Consider the following 19,935-nt stretch of genomic DNA (forward strand, 5'->3'; position numbering starts at 1 on the left):
TTCAAATAATTTCAACTTATTATAATATACCTAAACTTATACTAAATTATAACAAAATATACTAAATGATTTCCATCTTAAATACAACATGTTTCAAGTATGTTTTTCATTTTTTTCTTACACGTGCGGTAAATATTTGATTTAGAAACTCTTAATAGGTGCTTTTTTGATTCAAAAAAAGTTCAAATTCCTAAGCAATAAAAAAAAGTGGGTATCAAGTATGATTTCTCCTACTTGATACCCATTAAATATCTAATTATTATATGCTACTATAAAACTATTAAACCCAACTTTTTTTAATTCGGTTATTCTTTTCTCAGCCTTCTTCTTATCCTTAAAAGACCCCGCAATAACCCTATAAAACGCTTCTCCTTTTTGATCCAAAATAACTGTTGCCGCCTTAATATTCTGAACATAATTCCACTTTCTACCCTCTCTCCACCCAAACTCATAATAATGATCTAGTCCACTAACATACTCCCCTCTATTTATTGCATCAACAACATCAGTATTACATATTAAATATCCTGCATCAGTAAAATCCTTTGGCTTTGGTGGCAGTGGTTGTCTACCTTCTTTTTTCCCATAGCTTAAATAATGTTGATATGGATCAAGTCCTGACTTTAATACATCTGGGTATTGTGCTAAGTACCATGTTCTACTGAATATTCTTATCTTCATTTCATCTTCCTCCACTTCATTAACTATCTTGTTTTTGAACTCTGTCCATCTTGCCCAATTGTTGCTGCTAAAAGGACTTGGACAATTCTTTCTACTGGCATCATAATGCCTTACTACGTTTTCTATTTGAACACCATACTTTTTCATAAGAAGTCTTATTAAATTTCTAGCATTCTTTGCTGTGGTTTCTGAGATATCTCCATTAGCTCCACACATTTCAATTGAAATAGAATTATAATTTGTTATCCCATAAGCTCCATTGCCATCGCCACAATGCCAACTGGCATTATACTCCTCTACCACTTGTCTTATTTCATTGTTATCAACAAAATAATGTGCTGAAGCCTCTCTGTCACAACTTCCGAAATAGTCAGCATTATTCTTTGCTGTGTCATTATCATTGCCTGTAAAATGGCATACAATGAATTTTATATTGTTGCCTTCCGAATAATTGAAATTGCTTATTTGTTTTATAATTGGCACCATATTACTTCATCCTCTCCATAAGAAAAGAGCAGCTAAAAAGGCTACTCTCTACTTTCACTTTTATTCTTTAATACATCTATTGCATTAGTTACTGCTTCTGGTAGCTTTATTCCCATAAGTCCTGCGTTTTCAATCAAAGATAAAACCTCGTTAGCTATAAAACCCATGATGGCTGCATCTCTTAAAAAACCATTAGTATTTGTAACTATATCGATTTGATTTATTACTACAATTAAAATTAATACAAATATCTTTTTAACTATACCAATAAACCCTGCTTTGCTTTGTGCTGCACCAGTTTCTGTTTTAGTAGAATTTTTAAATACCAAAGCTACTATTAACCCTGTTATGTAGTCTGCAATCATACAAATAAGTAAAGCCATTAATATCTTGTCAAATCCACCTAATACATCACTAAACATTCCTCCAAACACTGCAACTACTGCGAAAAGTCCTGTTTTAATATTGATAAACTTATCCATTTCAATTCCTCTTTTCTATTAATTTTTTATATTAAAAAAGCACTAGATTTCTCTAATGCTTTATATGACAGTAATTCCTGGCTGTTGAATTACTCCTTCAACTATATAAGTTATTTTTGCTCTTACAATAATATCTGAAATTACATCCTGTGGCTCTTCATTTGGCTTTACTGAAAATACAACATATTTATTAACTGAATCTACAGATAAGCTTGCTGTTATTGAATAGCTTGTAACACCAGAAGTTTGAACACTTGCACTTCCAACACTGATTCCATTACTTGCAAAGACATTGCCACTGGCATCAGTTAAACCAACACATTTAATACTTTGTTCCAGTATTGCTCCTTGTCCACTTATATTCCTTGTAGAAACTATAACTTCTGCTTCAATAGCAACTCTAGCATTATTAGGCATATATACTTTGAATATACCTTGATTTACTTCATCAGTTACATTTAGTTTTTTAACCTCTAATTCTGTATAAGTTTTTCTTGGAATTATTGTATATGCTGCCACATCTTCGGTCGCTTTTATACACATATCAACTGTAGAACCTAGTTCATCAATTTGACTTTGTAGTGTACCTTGAGGAGTTGTACAAATTCCACAGAAGTTTGGATTATATCTTGTATCTGTTATATTGCTTTGTGTATAAAAAGATGTTCCTGCTCCAATATAAACCTGAGCCAATATTAACTCCCAAACATATTGATTACGTACTGGAACATATAAAGAACCACTATAGCTGCCCATTTCACTTCTTAAAGTCACTGTCTTTGCTGTTATATCCATTTTTAAAACTATACTATCTGTTCTATTTCTTGTAGCATCTGAAGGTTGCAAAGTTACTGTTGCTCCATCCGTTAGTTCAAAGTAATGTCCGTTAATCCATGCAACTCCACTGTATACATTAACTGCATTACTAGCACTTGCTTGTAGTACCTTCAGGCAACTATCAGATTCTATTCCTGTTTCATCAATAGGACTTACACCTGTTGTAATAATACCTGCTAATGCTACTGCCATATCTGAACTATTATAGGCAACTCCATCATAAAAGTAAGTTTTACTTCTCATTTTTTAATTTCTCCTAATTTCTCTTTTTATTTTTTGTATTTCTGTTGGAATGTTGTTCCCAAAGGTTATATCTAGTACCATTGAATTATTTTGGTATACTTCCGTTATCTCTGTAATTTGAGTATCAAGAGTAATTCCCCACTTTTTATCTTGTCTTGTTACCCAATCCCCAAGATCATAATCAACTCTATATTCTAGCCCTGCGTTAGTATTTATCTGTCCTTCAAAGGTTTGAATTACTTGACATTCTCCAAGCTTTTCATTACCTCTTGAAGTTAAAATTGTTTGATATTGTACATCGGTCATAGTTACATTATTATTTGTTCTTTGCAGATCCTTGGCATCACAAAATAATTCAACTCGATTTCTTCCATCTAAATAATCATTTACATAAACTTTAGCTCTTACAGCTCCTTCACCTTCGCCTGCAACAATGGCACAGTTCTTCAAATTACTATCGCTGTCATAATAATCTTGAGAAATTACATTGTCGTAATCTATATCAAATATTACTGGTGGTAATATTTTTTGATTTATAGTCCTGTTTGTACCTTTATAACAATTAAAGATCATCACATTACTAACGGTTGTCCACTGTATTCTAAAACCTATTTGATTAGCTGTGCCAATACTTTCAATAGTATCTAATAAATTATCATAGGATACTTGCATGTTTACATTTCCAGTATAATTATTTAAAACTCCTAATTCTAAATTAGTTATCACTCTTTGAGGTTTAACTGGGTTAATACATTCACTGTTAACTAAATCAAACATTATCTTCTCAGCTGTCCAAGTAGTTCCTAGATAGTTTTTAGTTCCATCTATACAGCGTATTTTTAAAACTCCTGTTATCATGTACCCTTTAACTGTAATCTCTTCTTTTGTACCTTCCTTTGCTAGTTCAACAGTTTCTATAATGGCTGCTTCAGTATGAGATTTGTAAATCATATTATCTTTCTTAAGTAAATTAATATTATTTTCTGTAGCTGTGACTTTTAGTTCAAATTCCCCTGCTGTATAGTGTTTTCTTGTCCATCTTAAAGACGTGAAAACATCCACTACACCAATAAATTGATAATATCTGTCGTATATTCTTAAATCCATAGCTTACACCCCCAAATATTTAGGAGTATATTCTATATCAACATCTAAATAAGTATAGCCACTTGTAGCACTGCTTTTTAATTGATTTCCTCCAAGTTCAAGCTGTAGAAAGGTGCTGCCGTATTCCATAAGATTAGTTATATTGGTTTCAGTGTTATTTTGAATGAAAGTTATCTTCTTTTGTCCTGTATTTGTATTAACTTTTATAACCTCTCCTGCCGCCATAGCCTTTAATACTTTCATATATTGCCCATTGATTGGATTAATCAAAGTGGGATTAGTGACACTTCCATTAGCTTTAAAGTAAATTATCATTCCTGTGTCTACGTCACCAACATTATTTAAAATCGTTGGAGTAGTAGCTTGAACACCAAATTTGAAATTAGTCATAACTAAAGGAAATGCAAAAGTTTTAGTCCATGATCCTGCACTAGCAATATTGCTTGATATGTCTTTCCAATAAGGATCTTCACATAGTAACTCCACTGAAAATCTTTTAATGTTTTTAAATCCTGTATTTTTAAATTCCACTGTTGATTGTGGCTTGCATTGTATGGATTTTATTAAGCCTCCAATATAATAAGTTAATGTTCCTTCTAAATTAGGGTTAAATATCTTTATCATACTACGCTTTAAATCCTCTAAGATGTTTACATCATCACCTTTAATGGTTCCTGTAATAACTAACTCCCTTTCCCCTAAACTGCTGCCAGTAATCTGTTTTCCATCTTGCTTATAGTTTTTTATAACATCTATTTCATTGGCTACCTTATCTGCTCCATTAATATCTTCAAAGCGAAAGGGGAAACTATCGTTAATATTGATAGTCACCCCTTTACTATTTGTATATGTAATTATGTCCATGAGTACCTCCTTACCTGCTCATATTGTAGCCCTAATAAATATTGGGCATTTTTATTTATTGATTTATCTTGTAGCTTTTCTCATTGCCTTAAAGGTTTCATAAGGATCTAACTCTCTAGGTGCATTTACTGTATAATAATTGTTTGTGCTGCTTGAGCCTATGCCTTGAAGTGTTGTTTCTGGTAGGTTAATCTTTGGTACAGCTAAATTAGCCATTTCTGCACTTTGTCTTTTTAACTGGCTCATAGTAGATTTTATACCGTTTATTAAACCTTCCCCTGTATAAACTCCTAACTGCATCATTACCCTACTTGGGGAATGTATGCCTAGAATATTTTTCACTATGCTTGGTAGGTTATCAGCTAAGTTAGATATAACATTTTTTGCAGCTTCTATTTTATCCTCTATACCTTGTTTTAAACCATCAATAATATTACTTCCAAGTTCAAGAAATCGTGAAGGCAGACTTTTAAAGAATCCTACTATATCCTCAAATTTTTGCTTAACAGAATCAACTATTTCAGTTGCTTTATTTGCGATACCTTCTTTCATATCTAAAAATAATTGAACTGAATTTGTAAGTATTTCTAAAAACTTTTCTTTTATCCCATCTTTAAGCTCAATAAATTTCTCTACAGCTTTATCTTTAAGCTCTATTACTTTTCCTATTATTTTATCTTTTAACTCAATTACCTTTGCAACGAGATTTTGAACTAATTCTATAGCTTTAGCTTTTATTTCATCCCAATGATTATAGAGTAAAATTCCTATAGCTATTACTGCTGCTATAGCTAATATAATTAATGTTATTGGACTTGTTAAAAAAGCAAATGCCGTACTTAATGCCCCTGTTGCAATGGTGGCTGTTCCTGCTACCCATTCCCACAAAGTAAGTCCTGCACTTGCTAATGCTTGTTGGATATTAAAAGCAATAATTAAAGCTGTGACAGCTCCAATGGCTACTCCTAATAATTCAACAGTTTCTTTATTATCGCTGATCCATTGAGGTAATTCTTTTAGACTTTCTAAAACATCTTTTATCTTTGGTGCTATCTCAGCAAATTTTGTTACTAATATTTCCATGAAAGGAGTTACATCTTGAGAAATAATATCTGCTAATGGCTGCATTGCAGGAGCAATGGCATCTTGCATTTTCCTCATTGCACTTTCTAATTGCATAGCAGGATTATTTTCTGTCATTGCCTGACTTGCTTTATCTGTGGCTCCTTGAAAGCCATCAACTCCTTGCATACCTTCTGCCATAGCAGTTACAACTTTTCCTCTTAAGTCTTCCCACTGAGTTCCGAATAAAGCAACTCCTGCTGCATTTTGTTGCACTGGATCTTTTATTCCTGCTAAAGCTGTAATTGTTGCAGTAAATGCATTTTGTGCATCTGTTCCCCCTTTAGCAATAGCTGCACCCATTTGATCTGCACTTAAACCAATCATTGCAAAGCCTTCTTGCGTGGTGGTACTTCCATCCTGAGCACGTATATTAAACTCTTTCATGGCATCTCCGACTTTGTCTAAATTAAATGCACCTGCTTGAGCACCTTTAATTAAAATACCCATAGCTTGATTCATTGAAATTCCCATGGATGAAAATTGTGGAGAATATTCTCTAACCGTATCTAATAATTCACCACTGAAATTCCCTCCATTTTGAAAACCATAGGTAATTAAATCAAGTGCTTCTTGACCACCTACACCAAAGTTTTTCATTGCTATGGAAGTAGTATTTATAACACTGTTAACATCTTCACCAAATACATCAGAAATAGTCATAGCTCCTTCTGCTATTTCATCTATCTGTCCAAAGGGTAAATCTTTCATACTTTGCTTAACTGCAATTATAGCTTGAGTTGCTTCATCTAAATTTTCACCAAAGCCATCCTTCCAAACCTTATCAGCTTTCATTTGAAGTTCACTAGCTTCTTCTCCTGTTAATCCTAAACTTGCTTGTAATTTACCTACGCTTTTATTCCAATCTAGGTTATTTTTTATTCCTGCTGCTCCTAGTCCTGCTATAGCTGCAGCTCCAACTGCTAAACCTGTTTTAATCTTTTCTCCTATAGTTCCAGCTACTTCACCAAGCTTTCCAAGGATTCCTTTAGTTTTTTCTGTATTATCACCTACTTCAACAGTTTCTTTGCTAGTTTGCCTTAATTGACTTCGATAATTTTGCATTTGCTGCTCTGTTTGTGCAAGCTCTCTTTGAAAAGCTCTGTATTGACCTGCAGTAATATCACCATTTTGAAATTGCTTTTCTACTTGTTCTTGTGCTGTCCTTAAAGTAGCTAGTTTCTTTCTAGTATTCTCCACAGCATCAGCTAATAACTGTTGCTTTTGAACAATTAAATCTGTATTGCTTGGATCAAGTTTTAAAAGATTTTGAACTTGCTTTAATTCCCCTTGAATATCTCTAGATTTTTTATCTACATCACCAAGAGCCTTTGATAAACCTGTGGTATCTGCTCCAATTGTCACATTAATACCCTTTATTGTTTCTGGCACATTTATCACCCCTTTCTATGAAAAGAATTGTTTATCAATATCACCTTGAGTTGCCTTTGTGGTTGTATTATTTGCTTCTTTATAATCCTGTGTCCATATATCTGCAAAGGTTAAAAACTCACTTATAGAAAAGTTATTTAACTCTTCTAAAGTTAGCTTCATTTGTTTAGCTATAACCAGTATTCTAATATCAAAGTTCTTATCAAATACCTCATCACTACTGTTTTGTGGCTGGGTGCTTATTTCTAGATTTTGCTCTGGGAAACAAACCGTCTATAGCTTCCTCCACTATCGTTCCCATTACTTCTAAATCAAAGCCATCTGCATCCTCTTGAAGCCATTTTTCAAAGGTAGGAAACTCTGAGCCTGAACCAAATTTATATGTTTTATTCATTATATAAGCTAGTTGTAATATCACTACAGTGTCAAAGGCTTCAAAGTTAATGTCCTTTGATCCATCTTCTTTTGTTTTTTCAACCTCTATAAATTTAGCTATATCAGCCATTATGTCTCTCTTAAAATCTTTTTTATAAAGGTGAGGACTTAAAGCAGTTGCCTTAAGTCCCATTTCCTTTTCATTTAATTGTATTGTCCTCATAAACTTGTCCCTCCGTTATCCTTTAAGCGGCAATATACACTTTATCAAAGAATGAATTGTATATCTCTGCATTAGTATCATTTAACTCTAAAGTATATTTAACAGCGGATTTACCACTAATAATTGTAGGTGCTATTGTCACACTTAAGGTTTCTGTAGTTGGCTCTTTTGTCTTTTCTGTTGTCTTATGCTCTTGCTTTGGTCTACTTGCTTTACAAGAATAATAAACAAATCTCCTATTTCTAACATCGCCATCAACCTGTGCTAAAATAGCAAATTCTGCTTGCTCTCCGTTAGAAAGTTCTAATAATCCACCATTAGCATCAATTACACTTCCAATCATTCTTGCTAAAATTTCATCTGGTATCAAGGCACATTCTAAATCTGCTGTATAACCATTGTTTGCTGTTGCACTATAATATAATCTATTGTCAGCGTAGAATTCCACGCTATCCCCTGCAGGCTCTGGTGAATATCCTACAACACCTTCAACTTTTATTGGTATTTCATAGGTTCCATCTGCTTTTCTAAAAGCAATATGTAAATTACTTAATCCATATCTAACTTTGTTTGACATAATATTTTCACTCCTCTAAATCTGTATTTCATAAAGTATTTGATACATTTTCTCTGTCTCAATATAAGTTTCTGTTTTTCTATAAGGTATCTTTAATTCTTTAAATTTATCTTGTAATAACCTTTCTTTCTCAGGCTCTTTAAACTCTGTATATAGTTCAATATGATAAACTCCTATCTCAAAATAATTAGTATTGTCAGCGATTAAATCATTATCTTCTATAAATCTATAAGTTATAAAGGGCAATGATGGAGGTGGATTATCATCATCAACTATAAAATGATCGTAGGCAACAGGAAAATTAAAGCTCTTTAGGTTTTTATATAAGTCTTCTTGTGTCATTCTATCTTCCTCCGTTTTGAATAATGCTTTTTATCCTATCTTCTAAATCCCCAGCTACAGAATCAAAAGCTGGCTCTACGTGTTTTACAGCCTGCACCCTTCCACCGTTTCTTTTAGCATGTCCAAACTCCAACAAATGAACTAATCCACTATATTTTTTATTCCAAATAACATTTTTAACTTGCCCACGTTCTTTTATTTTAGTTATCTTAAAACCCTTTTTATATTTACCTCTATCACTTGGCGAAGTCTCTCTTATCTTTTTTAAAGTGTCCTTTGTGGTTTGATTTACTTCGACTTCTATAGCTTCCGATATCTCCTCCGTATAACTGCCAATGGTTTCTGTAATTGTTGCTGCTAATCTACTTATATCTATATCCATAGTTACACCTTCTCACAAATTAATTCTGTATAATCTAATGAAGGCTCATAAGTTCTTAGTACTTTGTAGCGTTGATTTTCAAACTCAACAATTTTCTGTCCCTCATATTCAAAGGTATTTACTACAAAAACTATTGAAGGCTTTAATCCAGTTGAGTTGGCATTGTAAAACTCTGCTCTAGAAATAGATTTTTTATTGCAGTATACTTCTGTCTTTATATCAGTTGGTGTTGGTTTCTTATTACCAATAGAATCTGAATCATGTTTTTGTTTAATAAGTATAAGTAAATCACTCCACATTGTAATCACCACATAAGGCTAAACTTTGTTTAAGTGACTCATAAGAAAGCTTGTATCTATCACTATCTTTATTGTCTAAACCAAAGTTTGCTTTGCAATATAGTTTTATGGCTTGTTGAATTAGTGGATCTGTATCAGGTATTCTTTTAACTCCACTTAATAATAAATCAGCTTTGCAAGCTTCAATTAAATCAGTTATTTCTGTGTTCATTTCTTCTGAGTTGTTTTTGATTCTGAGTGATGTTTTAATTTTGTCTAATGACATCTAAAATCCTCCTACAACGAAAAAAGAGAAGCCGTAAAGACTTCTCTTCTTAATAATATTGGTTAATTTTCCTTTTTACATAATGACACCAATATCTCTAAGTATCAATTTTCTTCCTTTAGTTTATTTAAAAATTCTGAAATCATCATTACACTAATTAATTTTTGTTCATTCCATTTAGCCTGTTGCAAATCAGGATTATTCTTAACTTTTTCCCAATCACTTTGTGATTTTTTGTCTAAATCTAATTGAAATTCTAAAAATGATACAGTTAAATCTCCAAACAAAGTAATTACATCATCAAAATAAAATTTTCCAGTCTCCGTTTTCTGTTTTTTAGGATCCAAGAATAGTAAATTAATTGTTTCTTCTAATAACCAAACGTTCTCAGTGAACTTACTATAACGCTTATGTCCGCACATAGATGTTGTTAGTAAAATTGCATCTAGATTCTTATATCTTTCTGCTGGAACAAAAGAATTATTGGTGAACACACCTTCATTACCAAATATATATGAATACCATTCATCCAAATCTGATACTGCATCTAAACTAACTGCTAAAATGTTGAAATTTGTATCATCTGATATTGGAAATTTGTCAGACGCACCAGTAACATAATCTTTAAGTTTATTATCAAGCCTACTTTGTTCTTCAACATCAATATAATTATTACATATATTGGGTTTTAGTATTTCCTTTACTTCATTCACTATTGTTTTATATTCTGGAATTCTTTCAGGCATACATATTTTTAAAGTATTGTGTCTCTCGCTTTCTATCCTCTTTGTCAAATCAGGACATTTTACCTCTATATTAATTATTTTCCCATTATGCTCAAAACAACATTCTGGATTTTTATTTCCATTGTATTTCGGCTCATATACAAATCTATTATTATACTTTCTTAATATGTAGTATAGCACATTTATTTCTGAAACATTTTGAAGATACTGAGCTTCATTATATTTACTAGCTAACCTTATTTTATTATCTAACAGATCCTTCATTTCATCATAATCTAAACTTTTATAAAGTGTATCTAACATTTCGAGGAAATCATTATAATATCTAAATTTATTCTCATATGATATCTTAATTGGATTTTTATCATCTGCTTTTTCGAGTCTCTCTTTTATCATTTCATTGATGTTAATGGACATTCTATACCCCCTAATATGGTTATATTGTTTTTTAATTCCTACATCAAGTGATTATTTTTTCTAGTCCTCATATAAATGCTCTTTACCACAAAACTGGTATTTTAATCACTTTATTTAATTATTATATAATTTATTTATTTATTTTACAATATTCCCCCTAATTAGTACCTTTTTTTATAAGAAGCACCCCATTAGCATCCCTTAACTTACCATCCCCAAGTAATGTTGCCTTATCAATCCATTCATCTGTATCTTCGTCAAAATATCTTTTCAAAGTCATTTGCAAGTTTGAATTAAAGATATATTCACTTAAATCAACAAATACTGCAAAAACATCTCCTGCTACAGCTGATTCATAATTTGGAATATAATCAGCTTCCACACAAAGAACATCATACCCTCCGAATCTTCTAACAGGTGCTCCAGTTATTCCATAGTTTGCTCTTGCGATAGGCTGTCCATTTGCATCTACCATTCCATCAATGTATCCTTCAAAGGTTGCCTTTGTCATGATCCAGATTCCATTACCTTCATAAGCTAAAGGAATTTTTGCAAAGACATTCTTTTTCCACTTTGACCAATCACTAATATCTGCTGCAGCTATAGTTATTTGTTGGTCTTTAGGAATTTCTGTTGTATGTTTGATTATTCCCTTTGGTTCCCCTGTTCCTGATCCACTGATAACTGATTGCTCTATTGCCACAACAATAGCTTCTGCCATATCTGCTGCTATAGTAGCTTCAAATACTGGAAGTGCTACGGTATCAGCTTCTAAGCTTGTTGCAATTCTGCATTGTAGTTTATAATAGCTAAATTCAATAAAGGTTTTAACTGTTTTCTTTTGTTTATCTGAAAGAGTTCCTTCAGCTTTCCATGTTGCCACTGGCTTAACAGATGCAGTTGGTATTTTAACCCCACCTTTAAAAGCTGTTTTTCTTATTCTGCTGTAAATTTGCCCATAAGATTTTAGCTTTTGTATAATTTCATTCATTACAGTTGTAGGAATTACTGCACCTAAATCTGTTGTCATGGTAGTTGCATCGGCTCTTAATTCATTTGAAATAACGCCTGTCCTTGCATAGTTCATAAATGCTTTTCTATACTCAAGGCTTGAATACTTATCATCTCTTTCCTCTAAATTTTCTTTATTTCCTATAATAAAATTCTCTCTTACTTCGCCAGTATTACCTTTGTTTATTTCTCCTGCCTCCTTTATAAGCCTTTCTCTTTTTTCAAGTTGTCCTTGTTCTTCGTTTAGTTCTCTTAATTCAATTTCTATTGCGTTTAAATCTGCTTTAGGCTCTTCTAGCATTGTTCTTAATTCTGCTTTTCTTGCAATTATTTGTTGTAATGTTTTCATATATAAAACACCTTCCTCTTTTATAATAAAGTTTGAATTATTAATTTCTTTCTAAGTTCTTCACGTTTTTTAGTTTCTTCTTTAAAGGTTTCTAGACTTCTACAGCTCATTTCTGAGCTATCATAGGCTGGGAATGTACAAGGACTTACTTCAAATAAATTTGCTTCTACAATACTTCTTTTGTAGATTTCTCTGCCTTCAAACTGAACCTTTGACCATACATCATTAAGGCACATAAAACCAAAGGATGAACCATCTACATCACCACGTTTTACGCTTTCATAAGCATCATTACCATAAGTATTGTTAGGTAAATCAATATCATAGTTTAATCCCGAAGTATCTGAGTTAAATCTAAGTGTTCCTGCCGATACACTCCCTAAAGGTTTAGAAGTATCATGATTCCATAATGCCTTTTGGTTTCTGTTTTGCAGGGATTTATCAAAAGCTCCTGAAGCTATTTCCTCTAAGAATTCATCACCCCATCTATCCCTCATTAAGGTTGGAGAATTATATTTAACAGCATATCCTCCAATAGTCTTTTTTTCACTCTCTCCAAATTCCCTAACCTCAATTTTTTCAGTTATTAACTGCCTCGTCTCCTTTTCCACTATTCTCATCACCCCCTTTCACATCATTTACAACATCAGTATCTAATCTTCTTATAGGCTTATCTCCACCTGCAATTGGACTTAAATTCATAACCTCTCTCCATTCATTTGGTAGTAAAGCTCCTCTATCAACCATTTGTACTAAATTAAGCTTTGTTGCCATGCTTGCATATTGCAGACTGTTGGCTTCAAATATTATTGAATTACCAAAGCCTCGTTCTTTTCTGCTAAATATCTTTCTTGTAAACTCTCCACTTAATTGCTTTGATAGTGGCTCTATTTCTGATTCAAAATAAGAGTTCCATTCATCCTCTGTAAATCTACTTTGTATAATCTTTTCATTGGTATTAAAAAAGCTATATATCCTAACAACGCTTCTATCCATTTGAGCTGCGTTAGGTATATAGCTTTCATTTTTTATTTGTTCTAAATCATATTTAGGATCTGTTGCTGCAACCCCTTTTCCTTTACTAATACTTAAAAAGGTATCAACAAACTTTTCAACTTCCTTGTCCCTGTCTTCTGGTCTTATAACGCTTTTAAACTTCATAAGCCATTTTATAACCATTGAACTTTTAATAGCTTTTACAATTCCTTGGTCTGTGGTATTTACAACTTCCATGAGATTCTTTAAAGTTTCCTGTGGAGCATCGCCAAAGAAATCACTTTCATTAAAGTCCCTTCTTAAATGAATGATGTCCTCATATGGTACTGTCATTCTTTTGCCTGTTACAAAGGTAAACTTTAAAAATAAATCCCCTGACTTTCCTTCTATAGCTTCCACTGATGTGGCAGGAATGGGATATACTTGGCTGGCATAACCAAAGTCATCACGTTTTATATAGATAAAAGCATTATGATTTAACATTAGCTGAGTTGTAACTTTTTCAAGCATCATCTGCATTGTCATAAAAGGGTTTGGCTCTTCTAATAAAAATCGAATATATGGCTGAGGATTTACCTTTAATGTATTATTAAACCTTAGGATATGTTTAGGATTTAATTTACCAATGGCTTGTGCCTTTGGTCTTATGGCTGATCTAATGATGTCACTTTTATATAAATTGCCATCCCAACCATAAAAGCCATTTCCATAGTCGGTTATCATTTCGAATCTGTTTGTGCTTTGTGGAGAGCTTTTATTCCCAAAGATATTTTGAAATAATCCCATAAGCTTCACCCCCTTCTAAATCATATTTTCATACTCAATCATTTTATCTTTGAGAACTACATAACCAATAATTAAAGATACTGCTCCATCAATTCTTTTCCTATTATCCATGCCCTTTATCGGCTGAATATTAGCGTTAATATCGGTTTTTATTTCTGTATTAGACAGACACCATTTATCAATTGGATTATTGTTATATATGACTTTATGTGCACACAAATCGGCTCTCAATTCTTTCATTGGAGCTGATAAAGTATATACACCTTGCCTAACCTTAATCATAGTTTCTTTTCCAAACTCATCTTCGTAAGCTTTTAATAAACTATCGTCAACATGCCAAGGATCATAGCCAATCCAAGGAATATAAATATCAAAAACATCTCTAATCTCTTTAAACCATTCGAGGATATGATACTTATTAACTTTGTTACCTTCACAAATTCTTAGTAACCCTTGCTTTTCCCAAAGTCTATAAGGAACACTATCATCTTCTTTGTTGTCCTCTTCTTGATTTAGCTTTTCCTCTGGGATAAAGTACATTGATAGAATATAAATATTTTCATCCTCTGGTCTCATACAAATTACTTTTGCTGAAGCTAAGTCCGTTGTCTCTGCCAAGTCAAAAGCACCGATACCATAACGGAAGCCCATTTTTTTAATATCAAATTTACTTTCGTTATTAAGCTCTTCCCATCTAAGCCATGCACTAGAAGAATTTTCTTTCATGTTGAAATCCTTAACCATTACCGTAGCTTTAAAAGCTGGGTCTGATTTAGCTTTATTTACGCAATCCCTTAGAAACTCAAACTTTTTAATCGTCCCTAGTCCTGGGTTTGCTTTTATCCAACACTCTTCTTTGTCCCATTCGTCTCTATCATCAAGTTCATATATAAAAGCTAAGAATCTATCATCTTTCACTTTCCCATCTAGCACATTGCAAGCATATTCATATTGAGCATCAAAGATAGAGTTTCGTACAAAGCCATTAGTTGTAATACAATCTAATAAAGGCTGTCTTCTAGATGACATTGATTGTTTCATTAAATCATAAATATCTCTATTTTTTATTGCTGCTAATTCATCTATAGTGACCATATGAGAGTTTAGTCCATCAAGTCCATTTGAGTTTGAAGCCAAAGCTTGGATAGTTCCGAAGTTACTGGCAAAATAAATATCTGACTTTCTTTTCTTAAGATGTTTGTTTAATAAAGGTGATTGTTGCACCATTTTATAGCACTCATTAAAACCTTTTTTAGATTGATCTAATTTTGTAGCTATAATGTAACACTCTGGCGAACCTTCACCATCACCAACAAGCATATATAATTCGTCTGCTGCTAGTTCGGTGGTTTTACCATTCTTACGACCTCTAATATCTAAAACTTCTTGATATTGTCTAAGTCTTGTTTGTTCATCGACAAAACCAAAAACAGCTTGATGTTTTGCTTTCTGAAATAACTGTAGTTCTAAACTTGCTCCTAATTCTCCTTGAGCTTGTTTACAAAAGGTTTCTATAAATTCAATTGGTCTATTGCCAAGTTCTTCATCAAAAACCCAATTATCCTTGGGATTATAAAGCCTATCCACTAACATAGTGTAAACTTGAATAATTCTTTTACAAGCAACAATATCGCCAGAAATAATTTTGTTATAGTATTCTTCTATGTAGGTCATTTGTTTAATTTTCCTTTTTTAATAAAGTCCATCAGCTGATCTGCTTCCTCTTTCTTTATTTCTGGTGGAAGTAAATCGATAAGCTGCTTCATTACTCCAGAATATCTCTGCATGAAGCTTGTATATATTTTTACCTCTGGTCTTTCACGATTGAAACTTTGTTCTCCTTGCTCAAATAATTCTGTAAGTCCCTTTTTAATTAAATCGGATCTTAATTCTTCCAAGGATATTTTCATAAATGCAGCTTCATTGATAAGTCCTTCTAAAACCTTGGCTTTATCTTTTTCAAAATCCTTATATAACTTTTTAACTCTGTTTGTTTCCTGCTTAATTTTCTTTTCTCTTTCTAATTGTTCGGAAATACTCAAAAATATACCCCCCTCCTTTTTCAAAATTTCCTGCGGAGGAAAATTGTTGTCCCCCCATCGGTACCCTGTCAGCCATCCCTAGCCTTATTTTAAGGGGGGAGTGCTGGAACTAATTGACCATCATCATTAAACCTATAATCTTCTTTAACTGGTGAAGATTTATTTTTAATCTTATCTTTGAAATGTCCTTCCTCTCTATCGTGACACCTTTTACAATCAAAGGTTAAGTGTTTATGATTAAGTGCTATCTCTGGATCATTTATATTCTCTGGTGTTAATAGTATCTTGTGATGAACTATGTAACCTAACTCTTGCTTACATACCTCACACATGCCACCATCAATTGCTCTTCTTTCATTGATATATGAAGCTCTACAATTAATCCATCCTTTGCTTTTATAAAACTTCTTTGCCCATTCCTTAGCCATTGTTGTCTAAATCAAAATCAGTTATTCTCATGAAAATATTCATATGCATACTGTTCTATTTCTCCACTATTCGTTATTTCACAATCATCTTCATCATATAATTTATAAGTTTGTTGGACATTCCCAATTGTAGCTTCACCATCTAATCCTAACAAAATTGTATACATAGCATCTGTTATAACTGTATTTATGATACTTTCCATTTGCTCTGTGTTCAAGCCAAGACTCTCTATCTTTAATCCAACTTCAGTATTTTTAAGATTGTTAAAATACTGTTTAAGCATGTCATTTTTTTCTGTATAAAATAATTCAACAAATTCCTTAGCATTCATAATTTGCACCACCTAATACATAATTTTTAATTACCCCTATTTTACTATTATTTATTAGTTATAGTCCATCTAACACTTCTGATAGCGTAATTTTTAAAAATCATACACTGGCTCTATATTTATAAGCATTTTATATCTCCTCTCTAATCTTCATTGCCAACATTTTATCTTCATAATATTTTTTAATCCTATCTTTCAAACCATCATCAATTAATATCCTCTCCTCTGTAGCTTCATCAAATAAAACTACATTATGGTTTCTATCGTCAATTCTTCTAATGACCTCTTTGATAAAAGACACATTCTCTATAAGTGCCAAAAATAATCCCCCCATTTTTTATAAAATTCTTATGTAAACAAATGAAAACAAACTCTTTAATGTTCGTGTTTTTTGATTTGAATGTTTTATTATATAGGAGAATCACACATTCATTTTTAAGTTTGTCTACATCTATATGTCTTAAATTTCTTACCTCTAATGTTAATAAGGTAATTTTTTAAACATTCATAGAGATAAAAAAAGAAATATCACCTCACAAAGTCATTTAAAGACTTACTGTACTGATGATATTTCTCTCTATCTAAACCTATATATCGTTTTGTTTCTTCAATGTTTCTATGCCCTAAAAGCTCTTTGACAGCAACTATATCTTTGTCATTATCATTGTATATCTTATAAGCATAGGTTTTCCTCATGCTATGAGCACTTATATCATATAAGCCAAAATACTCTCCTGCTTCTTTTAAGATGTTGCTAACAGCTTGGACTCCTATGTGTTTATTAACTCCCTTTCGTGATTTAAACACATACTCATAGTCCTTTCTATCTTTTGTATATTCTTTTAGCAATTTAGCTACCTTTGGTATAATCTCAACAGTTCTAGGCTTTCTATTCCGTTCCCTTATGTTTTTAGAGTTTTTCTTTTTACCTTCTAAAATAGTGAACTCATTTTTTCTTAAGGCTTCCCTTATGTCTCTTACTTTTAAGGTCACTAAATCACCAGCTCTGTATCCAGTGGTTACACCTAGAACAAATAAAACATAATCTCTTTCATTTTTGTATTTTAGGTAGTCCTGAATATCTAATACATTTTGTGTCATTATTATTGGTTTTGCTGGTCTTTTTTTCACATATAATCACCACTTTATTATATACTCATATTTAAATTGCACTGTTAAAGTACCCATCAATAAAATAAAAGTTTTAGAAAACAAATAAAAATAATTGTCAACCATTATATTTGCTTAAAAAAATCGATTTTATGCAAATATCAAAGGATTCCTCTCAAATAATACCCATTAAGCTTATTTTTATTGCATTTTAAACTATTTGCTGATATACTTTAATAAAAGCTTAAATATGGAGGATTTTTATCATGAAATTCATGCTATCTAATTTAAGCTTAATACCTACTATTGAATTTATTATAATATTAATATTTCTTTTTGTAATTCTAATTATAGTTATGCTTTTATTCATATTTATATTTTTACTTATTTCTTTTCACATCATAAAAGCACTTAAACAAAATAATACTTATAAAAAGAAATTCAAAAAGCTTAGAAAAATTTTTTTTAATTTCTTTAGAAATTCAAAGAAAAAATAGTAGTATTAAGCTGCCTTGAGGACTTAAGTCCTCCCTAGGCAGCTATAGAAAATAAATAAATACTTTTTTTCAAGATATAAAGACATCAAGTATCAGATGTCCTTATATCTTTTTTTACTATGTATTTTAATAACATTTTCCATACTATACAACCTTTATCTCTAACTTGCAAAATTGTCCGTTATCATTTTACTATTCAAAATCACTTTATCTTCCATACCTATACATATGTTTCTATTAATAAGCTAAATGTAGTCACTATATTTCTACTACATAGTTATGTTATAATACTTAAGTTATAACATAATCCGTAGATGGATGGCTACGGAGGTTTTGAACGTTTTATCCTCCTTTGGACTATTGGTGATATTTCATCATAGTTGGGAGGTGGTATTGGATATGATAGAGTTAATTATAAAAAGCATTGTTACTGTCTATATTGTTAGGCTAGTTTTAACACACAACCTTTTTGTTAATTACATAAAAATTTCAATTAGATTTATTGGTCTTAACATCGAAATTAAAAGCAAAGAAAAAAGTGCCCCATCCGACAAAGATTAGCACTTATTTCTGAAATTAATTATTTAATTTATCCAATAGCCCTAAAACAAAATAAATGTTCTAAGGATTGCTTAGTGTTACCAGCACTAAGCTTTTCTTATCTTTATTATATCAAATTTTCAATAAAAATAAACCATCTAGCTCTATTTTTAGAAAATAAATATTTAGTTATACATAATAATCTAATAGTTATATATGATTAATTCCTTATACTTTCCCCTAGCCTTTTGCTCCTTAGATACAGTATAATTTACTTCCAACTCCCTTATATTAAAATCCTTATACCATTCTCTAACCTTCTCATGGTCATTAATAGTTAATAAAAATTTTCCATTAAGCTTTGACAGCTTATCTCTTAAAAGTAAATGCTCTTTTTCTCCAAACTCAAAACCATAGCCTGCTGTTTCAAAATATGGAGGATCACAAAAGAAAAAACTGTTTTCACTATCATACTTATCAATGATCTTCTCGAAGGATAAGTTTTCAACATAAGTATTTCTTAGCCTTTCTTTTATAGCACTCAAGACTTCTTTGTGGAATATCTGTTGACTAGGTTGTCTTGTTGATCCATAGCCATAATTATTACCTCTTCCTGCAAAACTTTGAGTAATTAAATATAAAAACCTTACAGCTCTATTTATCTCTGTAAGGTTTTCTATAGTAACATTTTTATATTCCTCAAATATATCTCTGCCTGAGAATTCATATTCAAGCATTCTTTCTATTTCTGGAGCATGATATTTCATCATCTTAAATAAGTTAATCAATTCTTTATCAATATCATTAATTACTTCAACCTTTGAAGGTTCCTTACCAAAATAAACCCATCCTGCACCAAAGAACAATTCAACGTAGCAAGTATGCTCTGGTATTATTTCAATAATGTTTTTTCTTAATCGTGACTTTCCGCCAAGCCTTGTTATTGGCGATTTTAACATTTGTTTCACATCCCTCTGTTTTATCATTTGTTAGTTGATTTATAA

Annotated in this window: 24 protein-coding genes; all 24 read right to left on the reverse strand. The window is 31.7% G+C overall.

Going from position 1 to position 19,935, the window contains the following annotated elements; all coding sequences use genetic code 11:
- Window positions 1-252: 252 nt before the first annotated feature.
- Window positions 253-1,167 carry an N-acetylmuramoyl-L-alanine amidase gene (locus tag CLOCEL_RS12115; RefSeq protein ID WP_010074649.1) on the reverse strand — a complete coding sequence of 305 codons (915 nt, stop codon included), beginning with the start codon at window positions 1,165-1,167 and terminating at the stop codon, window positions 253-255.
- A gap of 41 nt (window positions 1,168-1,208) precedes the next feature.
- Window positions 1,209-1,649 (reverse strand): phage holin family protein, encoded by a 441-nt coding sequence (locus CLOCEL_RS12120; RefSeq protein ID WP_010074650.1) that lies wholly within the window; start codon window positions 1,647-1,649, stop codon window positions 1,209-1,211.
- A gap of 60 nt (window positions 1,650-1,709) precedes the next feature.
- Window positions 1,710-2,729 carry a hypothetical protein gene (locus CLOCEL_RS12125; RefSeq protein ID WP_010074651.1) on the reverse strand — a complete coding sequence of 340 codons (1,020 nt, stop codon included), beginning with the start codon at window positions 2,727-2,729 and terminating at the stop codon, window positions 1,710-1,712.
- Between the two features lie 3 nt (window positions 2,730-2,732).
- On the reverse strand, window positions 2,733-3,836 hold the full coding sequence (locus CLOCEL_RS12130; RefSeq protein ID WP_010074652.1) for a siphovirus ReqiPepy6 Gp37-like family protein: 1,104 nt from the start codon (window positions 3,834-3,836) through the stop codon (window positions 2,733-2,735).
- Window positions 3,837-3,839: 3 nt separating this feature from the next.
- On the reverse strand, window positions 3,840-4,700 hold the full coding sequence (locus tag CLOCEL_RS12135) for a phage tail family protein (RefSeq protein WP_010074653.1): 861 nt from the start codon (window positions 4,698-4,700) through the stop codon (window positions 3,840-3,842).
- Between the two features lie 63 nt (window positions 4,701-4,763).
- A complete protein-coding gene (locus CLOCEL_RS12140; RefSeq protein ID WP_010074654.1) occupies window positions 4,764-7,214 on the reverse strand; it encodes a phage tail tape measure protein in 2,451 nt (816 codons plus the stop codon).
- A 15-nt stretch (window positions 7,215-7,229) separates the two neighbouring features.
- Window positions 7,230-7,376 carry a hypothetical protein gene (locus CLOCEL_RS22830; RefSeq protein ID WP_010074655.1) on the reverse strand — a complete coding sequence of 49 codons (147 nt, stop codon included), beginning with the start codon at window positions 7,374-7,376 and terminating at the stop codon, window positions 7,230-7,232.
- A 55-nt stretch (window positions 7,377-7,431) separates the two neighbouring features.
- Window positions 7,432-7,812 carry a hypothetical protein gene (locus CLOCEL_RS12145; protein ID WP_010074656.1) on the reverse strand — a complete coding sequence of 127 codons (381 nt, stop codon included), beginning with the start codon at window positions 7,810-7,812 and terminating at the stop codon, window positions 7,432-7,434.
- A gap of 22 nt (window positions 7,813-7,834) precedes the next feature.
- Window positions 7,835-8,389, reverse strand: coding sequence for a major tail protein (locus tag CLOCEL_RS12150; protein ID WP_010074657.1), 555 nt, complete (start codon window positions 8,387-8,389; stop codon window positions 7,835-7,837).
- A 15-nt stretch (window positions 8,390-8,404) separates the two neighbouring features.
- Window positions 8,405-8,731 carry a hypothetical protein gene (locus CLOCEL_RS12155; protein ID WP_010074658.1) on the reverse strand — a complete coding sequence of 109 codons (327 nt, stop codon included), beginning with the start codon at window positions 8,729-8,731 and terminating at the stop codon, window positions 8,405-8,407.
- Between the two features lies 1 nt (window position 8,732).
- Window positions 8,733-9,113 carry an HK97 gp10 family phage protein gene (locus CLOCEL_RS12160; protein ID WP_010074659.1) on the reverse strand — a complete coding sequence of 127 codons (381 nt, stop codon included), beginning with the start codon at window positions 9,111-9,113 and terminating at the stop codon, window positions 8,733-8,735.
- 2 nt (window positions 9,114-9,115) lie between these two features.
- Window positions 9,116-9,412: a phage head closure protein gene (locus tag CLOCEL_RS12165; RefSeq protein ID WP_010074660.1), complete on the reverse strand. Its 297-nt coding sequence runs from the start codon at window positions 9,410-9,412 to the stop codon at window positions 9,116-9,118.
- Complete coding sequence (locus CLOCEL_RS12170) at window positions 9,402-9,677, reverse strand: head-tail connector protein (RefSeq protein ID WP_010074661.1); 276 nt, start codon at window positions 9,675-9,677, stop codon at window positions 9,402-9,404. Before CLOCEL_RS12170 ends, CLOCEL_RS12165 begins: the two co-directional genes overlap by 11 nt.
- A 104-nt stretch (window positions 9,678-9,781) precedes the next feature.
- Complete coding sequence (locus tag CLOCEL_RS12175; RefSeq protein WP_010074662.1) at window positions 9,782-10,840, reverse strand: hypothetical protein; 1,059 nt, start codon at window positions 10,838-10,840, stop codon at window positions 9,782-9,784.
- A 157-nt stretch (window positions 10,841-10,997) separates the two neighbouring features.
- Window positions 10,998-12,200: a phage major capsid protein gene (locus CLOCEL_RS12180; RefSeq protein WP_010074663.1), complete on the reverse strand. Its 1,203-nt coding sequence runs from the start codon at window positions 12,198-12,200 to the stop codon at window positions 10,998-11,000.
- 20 nt (window positions 12,201-12,220) lie between these two features.
- Window positions 12,221-12,820 carry an HK97 family phage prohead protease gene (locus tag CLOCEL_RS12185; RefSeq protein ID WP_010074664.1) on the reverse strand — a complete coding sequence of 200 codons (600 nt, stop codon included), beginning with the start codon at window positions 12,818-12,820 and terminating at the stop codon, window positions 12,221-12,223.
- Complete coding sequence (locus tag CLOCEL_RS12190) at window positions 12,780-13,982, reverse strand: phage portal protein (RefSeq protein ID WP_010074665.1); 1,203 nt, start codon at window positions 13,980-13,982, stop codon at window positions 12,780-12,782. Before CLOCEL_RS12190 ends, CLOCEL_RS12185 begins: the two co-directional genes overlap by 41 nt.
- Before the next feature lie 15 nt (window positions 13,983-13,997).
- On the reverse strand, window positions 13,998-15,656 hold the full coding sequence (locus tag CLOCEL_RS12195) for a terminase large subunit (protein WP_010074666.1): 1,659 nt from the start codon (window positions 15,654-15,656) through the stop codon (window positions 13,998-14,000).
- On the reverse strand, window positions 15,653-16,024 hold the full coding sequence (locus CLOCEL_RS12200) for a hypothetical protein (protein ID WP_010074667.1): 372 nt from the start codon (window positions 16,022-16,024) through the stop codon (window positions 15,653-15,655). Before CLOCEL_RS12200 ends, CLOCEL_RS12195 begins: the two co-directional genes overlap by 4 nt.
- An 89-nt stretch (window positions 16,025-16,113) precedes the next feature.
- Window positions 16,114-16,452, reverse strand: a complete 339-nt coding sequence (locus tag CLOCEL_RS12205; protein ID WP_010074668.1) for a hypothetical protein — start codon at window positions 16,450-16,452, stop codon at window positions 16,114-16,116.
- Window positions 16,453-16,469: 17 nt separating this feature from the next.
- Window positions 16,470-16,784, reverse strand: a complete 315-nt coding sequence (locus CLOCEL_RS12210) for a hypothetical protein (protein WP_010074669.1) — start codon at window positions 16,782-16,784, stop codon at window positions 16,470-16,472.
- A gap of 130 nt (window positions 16,785-16,914) precedes the next feature.
- Window positions 16,915-17,103, reverse strand: coding sequence for a hypothetical protein (locus CLOCEL_RS12215; RefSeq protein WP_010074670.1), 189 nt, complete (start codon window positions 17,101-17,103; stop codon window positions 16,915-16,917).
- Between the two features lie 209 nt (window positions 17,104-17,312).
- Window positions 17,313-17,885 carry a tyrosine-type recombinase/integrase gene (locus tag CLOCEL_RS12220; protein ID WP_041707262.1) on the reverse strand — a complete coding sequence of 191 codons (573 nt, stop codon included), beginning with the start codon at window positions 17,883-17,885 and terminating at the stop codon, window positions 17,313-17,315.
- Between the two features lie 1,249 nt (window positions 17,886-19,134).
- Window positions 19,135-19,890: a DNA adenine methylase gene (locus CLOCEL_RS12235; protein ID WP_010074674.1), complete on the reverse strand. Its 756-nt coding sequence runs from the start codon at window positions 19,888-19,890 to the stop codon at window positions 19,135-19,137.
- Window positions 19,891-19,935: the final 45 nt, after the last annotated feature.

The sequence above is a fragment of the Clostridium cellulovorans 743B genome (assembly GCF_000145275.1).
In the GTDB taxonomy this organism is placed as follows: Bacteria; Bacillota; Clostridia; order Clostridiales; family Clostridiaceae; genus Clostridium_K; species Clostridium_K cellulovorans.

Bases quoted from the DNA above. Each gene is read 5' to 3' on its own strand.
- CLOCEL_RS12115 (WP_010074649.1), bottom strand. From the start codon at position 1,167: ATGGTGCCAATTATAAAACAAATAAGCAATTTCAATTATTCGGAAGGC.
- CLOCEL_RS12120 (WP_010074650.1), bottom strand. From the start codon at position 1,649: ATGGATAAGTTTATCAATATTAAAACAGGACTTTTCGCAGTAGTTGCA.
- CLOCEL_RS12125 (WP_010074651.1), bottom strand. From the start codon at position 2,729: ATGAGAAGTAAAACTTACTTTTATGATGGAGTTGCCTATAATAGTTCA.
- CLOCEL_RS12130 (WP_010074652.1), bottom strand. From the start codon at position 3,836: ATGGATTTAAGAATATACGACAGATATTATCAATTTATTGGTGTAGTG.
- CLOCEL_RS12135 (WP_010074653.1), bottom strand. From the start codon at position 4,700: ATGGACATAATTACATATACAAATAGTAAAGGGGTGACTATCAATATT.
- CLOCEL_RS22830 (WP_010074655.1), bottom strand. From the start codon at position 7,376: ATGAAGCTAACTTTAGAAGAGTTAAATAACTTTTCTATAAGTGAGTTT.
- CLOCEL_RS12145 (WP_010074656.1), bottom strand. From the start codon at position 7,812: ATGAGGACAATACAATTAAATGAAAAGGAAATGGGACTTAAGGCAACT.
- CLOCEL_RS12150 (WP_010074657.1), bottom strand. From the start codon at position 8,389: ATGTCAAACAAAGTTAGATATGGATTAAGTAATTTACATATTGCTTTT.
- CLOCEL_RS12155 (WP_010074658.1), bottom strand. From the start codon at position 8,731: ATGACACAAGAAGACTTATATAAAAACCTAAAGAGCTTTAATTTTCCT.
- CLOCEL_RS12160 (WP_010074659.1), bottom strand. From the start codon at position 9,113: ATGGATATAGATATAAGTAGATTAGCAGCAACAATTACAGAAACCATT.
- CLOCEL_RS12165 (WP_010074660.1), bottom strand. From the start codon at position 9,412: ATGTGGAGTGATTTACTTATACTTATTAAACAAAAACATGATTCAGAT.
- CLOCEL_RS12170 (WP_010074661.1), bottom strand. From the start codon at position 9,677: ATGTCATTAGACAAAATTAAAACATCACTCAGAATCAAAAACAACTCA.
- CLOCEL_RS12175 (WP_010074662.1), bottom strand. From the start codon at position 10,840: ATGTCCATTAACATCAATGAAATGATAAAAGAGAGACTCGAAAAAGCA.
- CLOCEL_RS12180 (WP_010074663.1), bottom strand. From the start codon at position 12,200: ATGAAAACATTACAACAAATAATTGCAAGAAAAGCAGAATTAAGAACA.
- CLOCEL_RS12185 (WP_010074664.1), bottom strand. From the start codon at position 12,820: ATGAGAATAGTGGAAAAGGAGACGAGGCAGTTAATAACTGAAAAAATT.
- CLOCEL_RS12190 (WP_010074665.1), bottom strand. From the start codon at position 13,982: ATGGGATTATTTCAAAATATCTTTGGGAATAAAAGCTCTCCACAAAGC.
- CLOCEL_RS12195 (WP_010074666.1), bottom strand. From the start codon at position 15,656: ATGACCTACATAGAAGAATACTATAACAAAATTATTTCTGGCGATATT.
- CLOCEL_RS12205 (WP_010074668.1), bottom strand. From the start codon at position 16,452: ATGGCTAAGGAATGGGCAAAGAAGTTTTATAAAAGCAAAGGATGGATT.
- CLOCEL_RS12210 (WP_010074669.1), bottom strand. From the start codon at position 16,784: ATGAATGCTAAGGAATTTGTTGAATTATTTTATACAGAAAAAAATGAC.
- CLOCEL_RS12220 (WP_041707262.1), bottom strand. From the start codon at position 17,885: ATGACACAAAATGTATTAGATATTCAGGACTACCTAAAATACAAAAAT.
- CLOCEL_RS12235 (WP_010074674.1), bottom strand. From the start codon at position 19,890: ATGTTAAAATCGCCAATAACAAGGCTTGGCGGAAAGTCACGATTAAGA.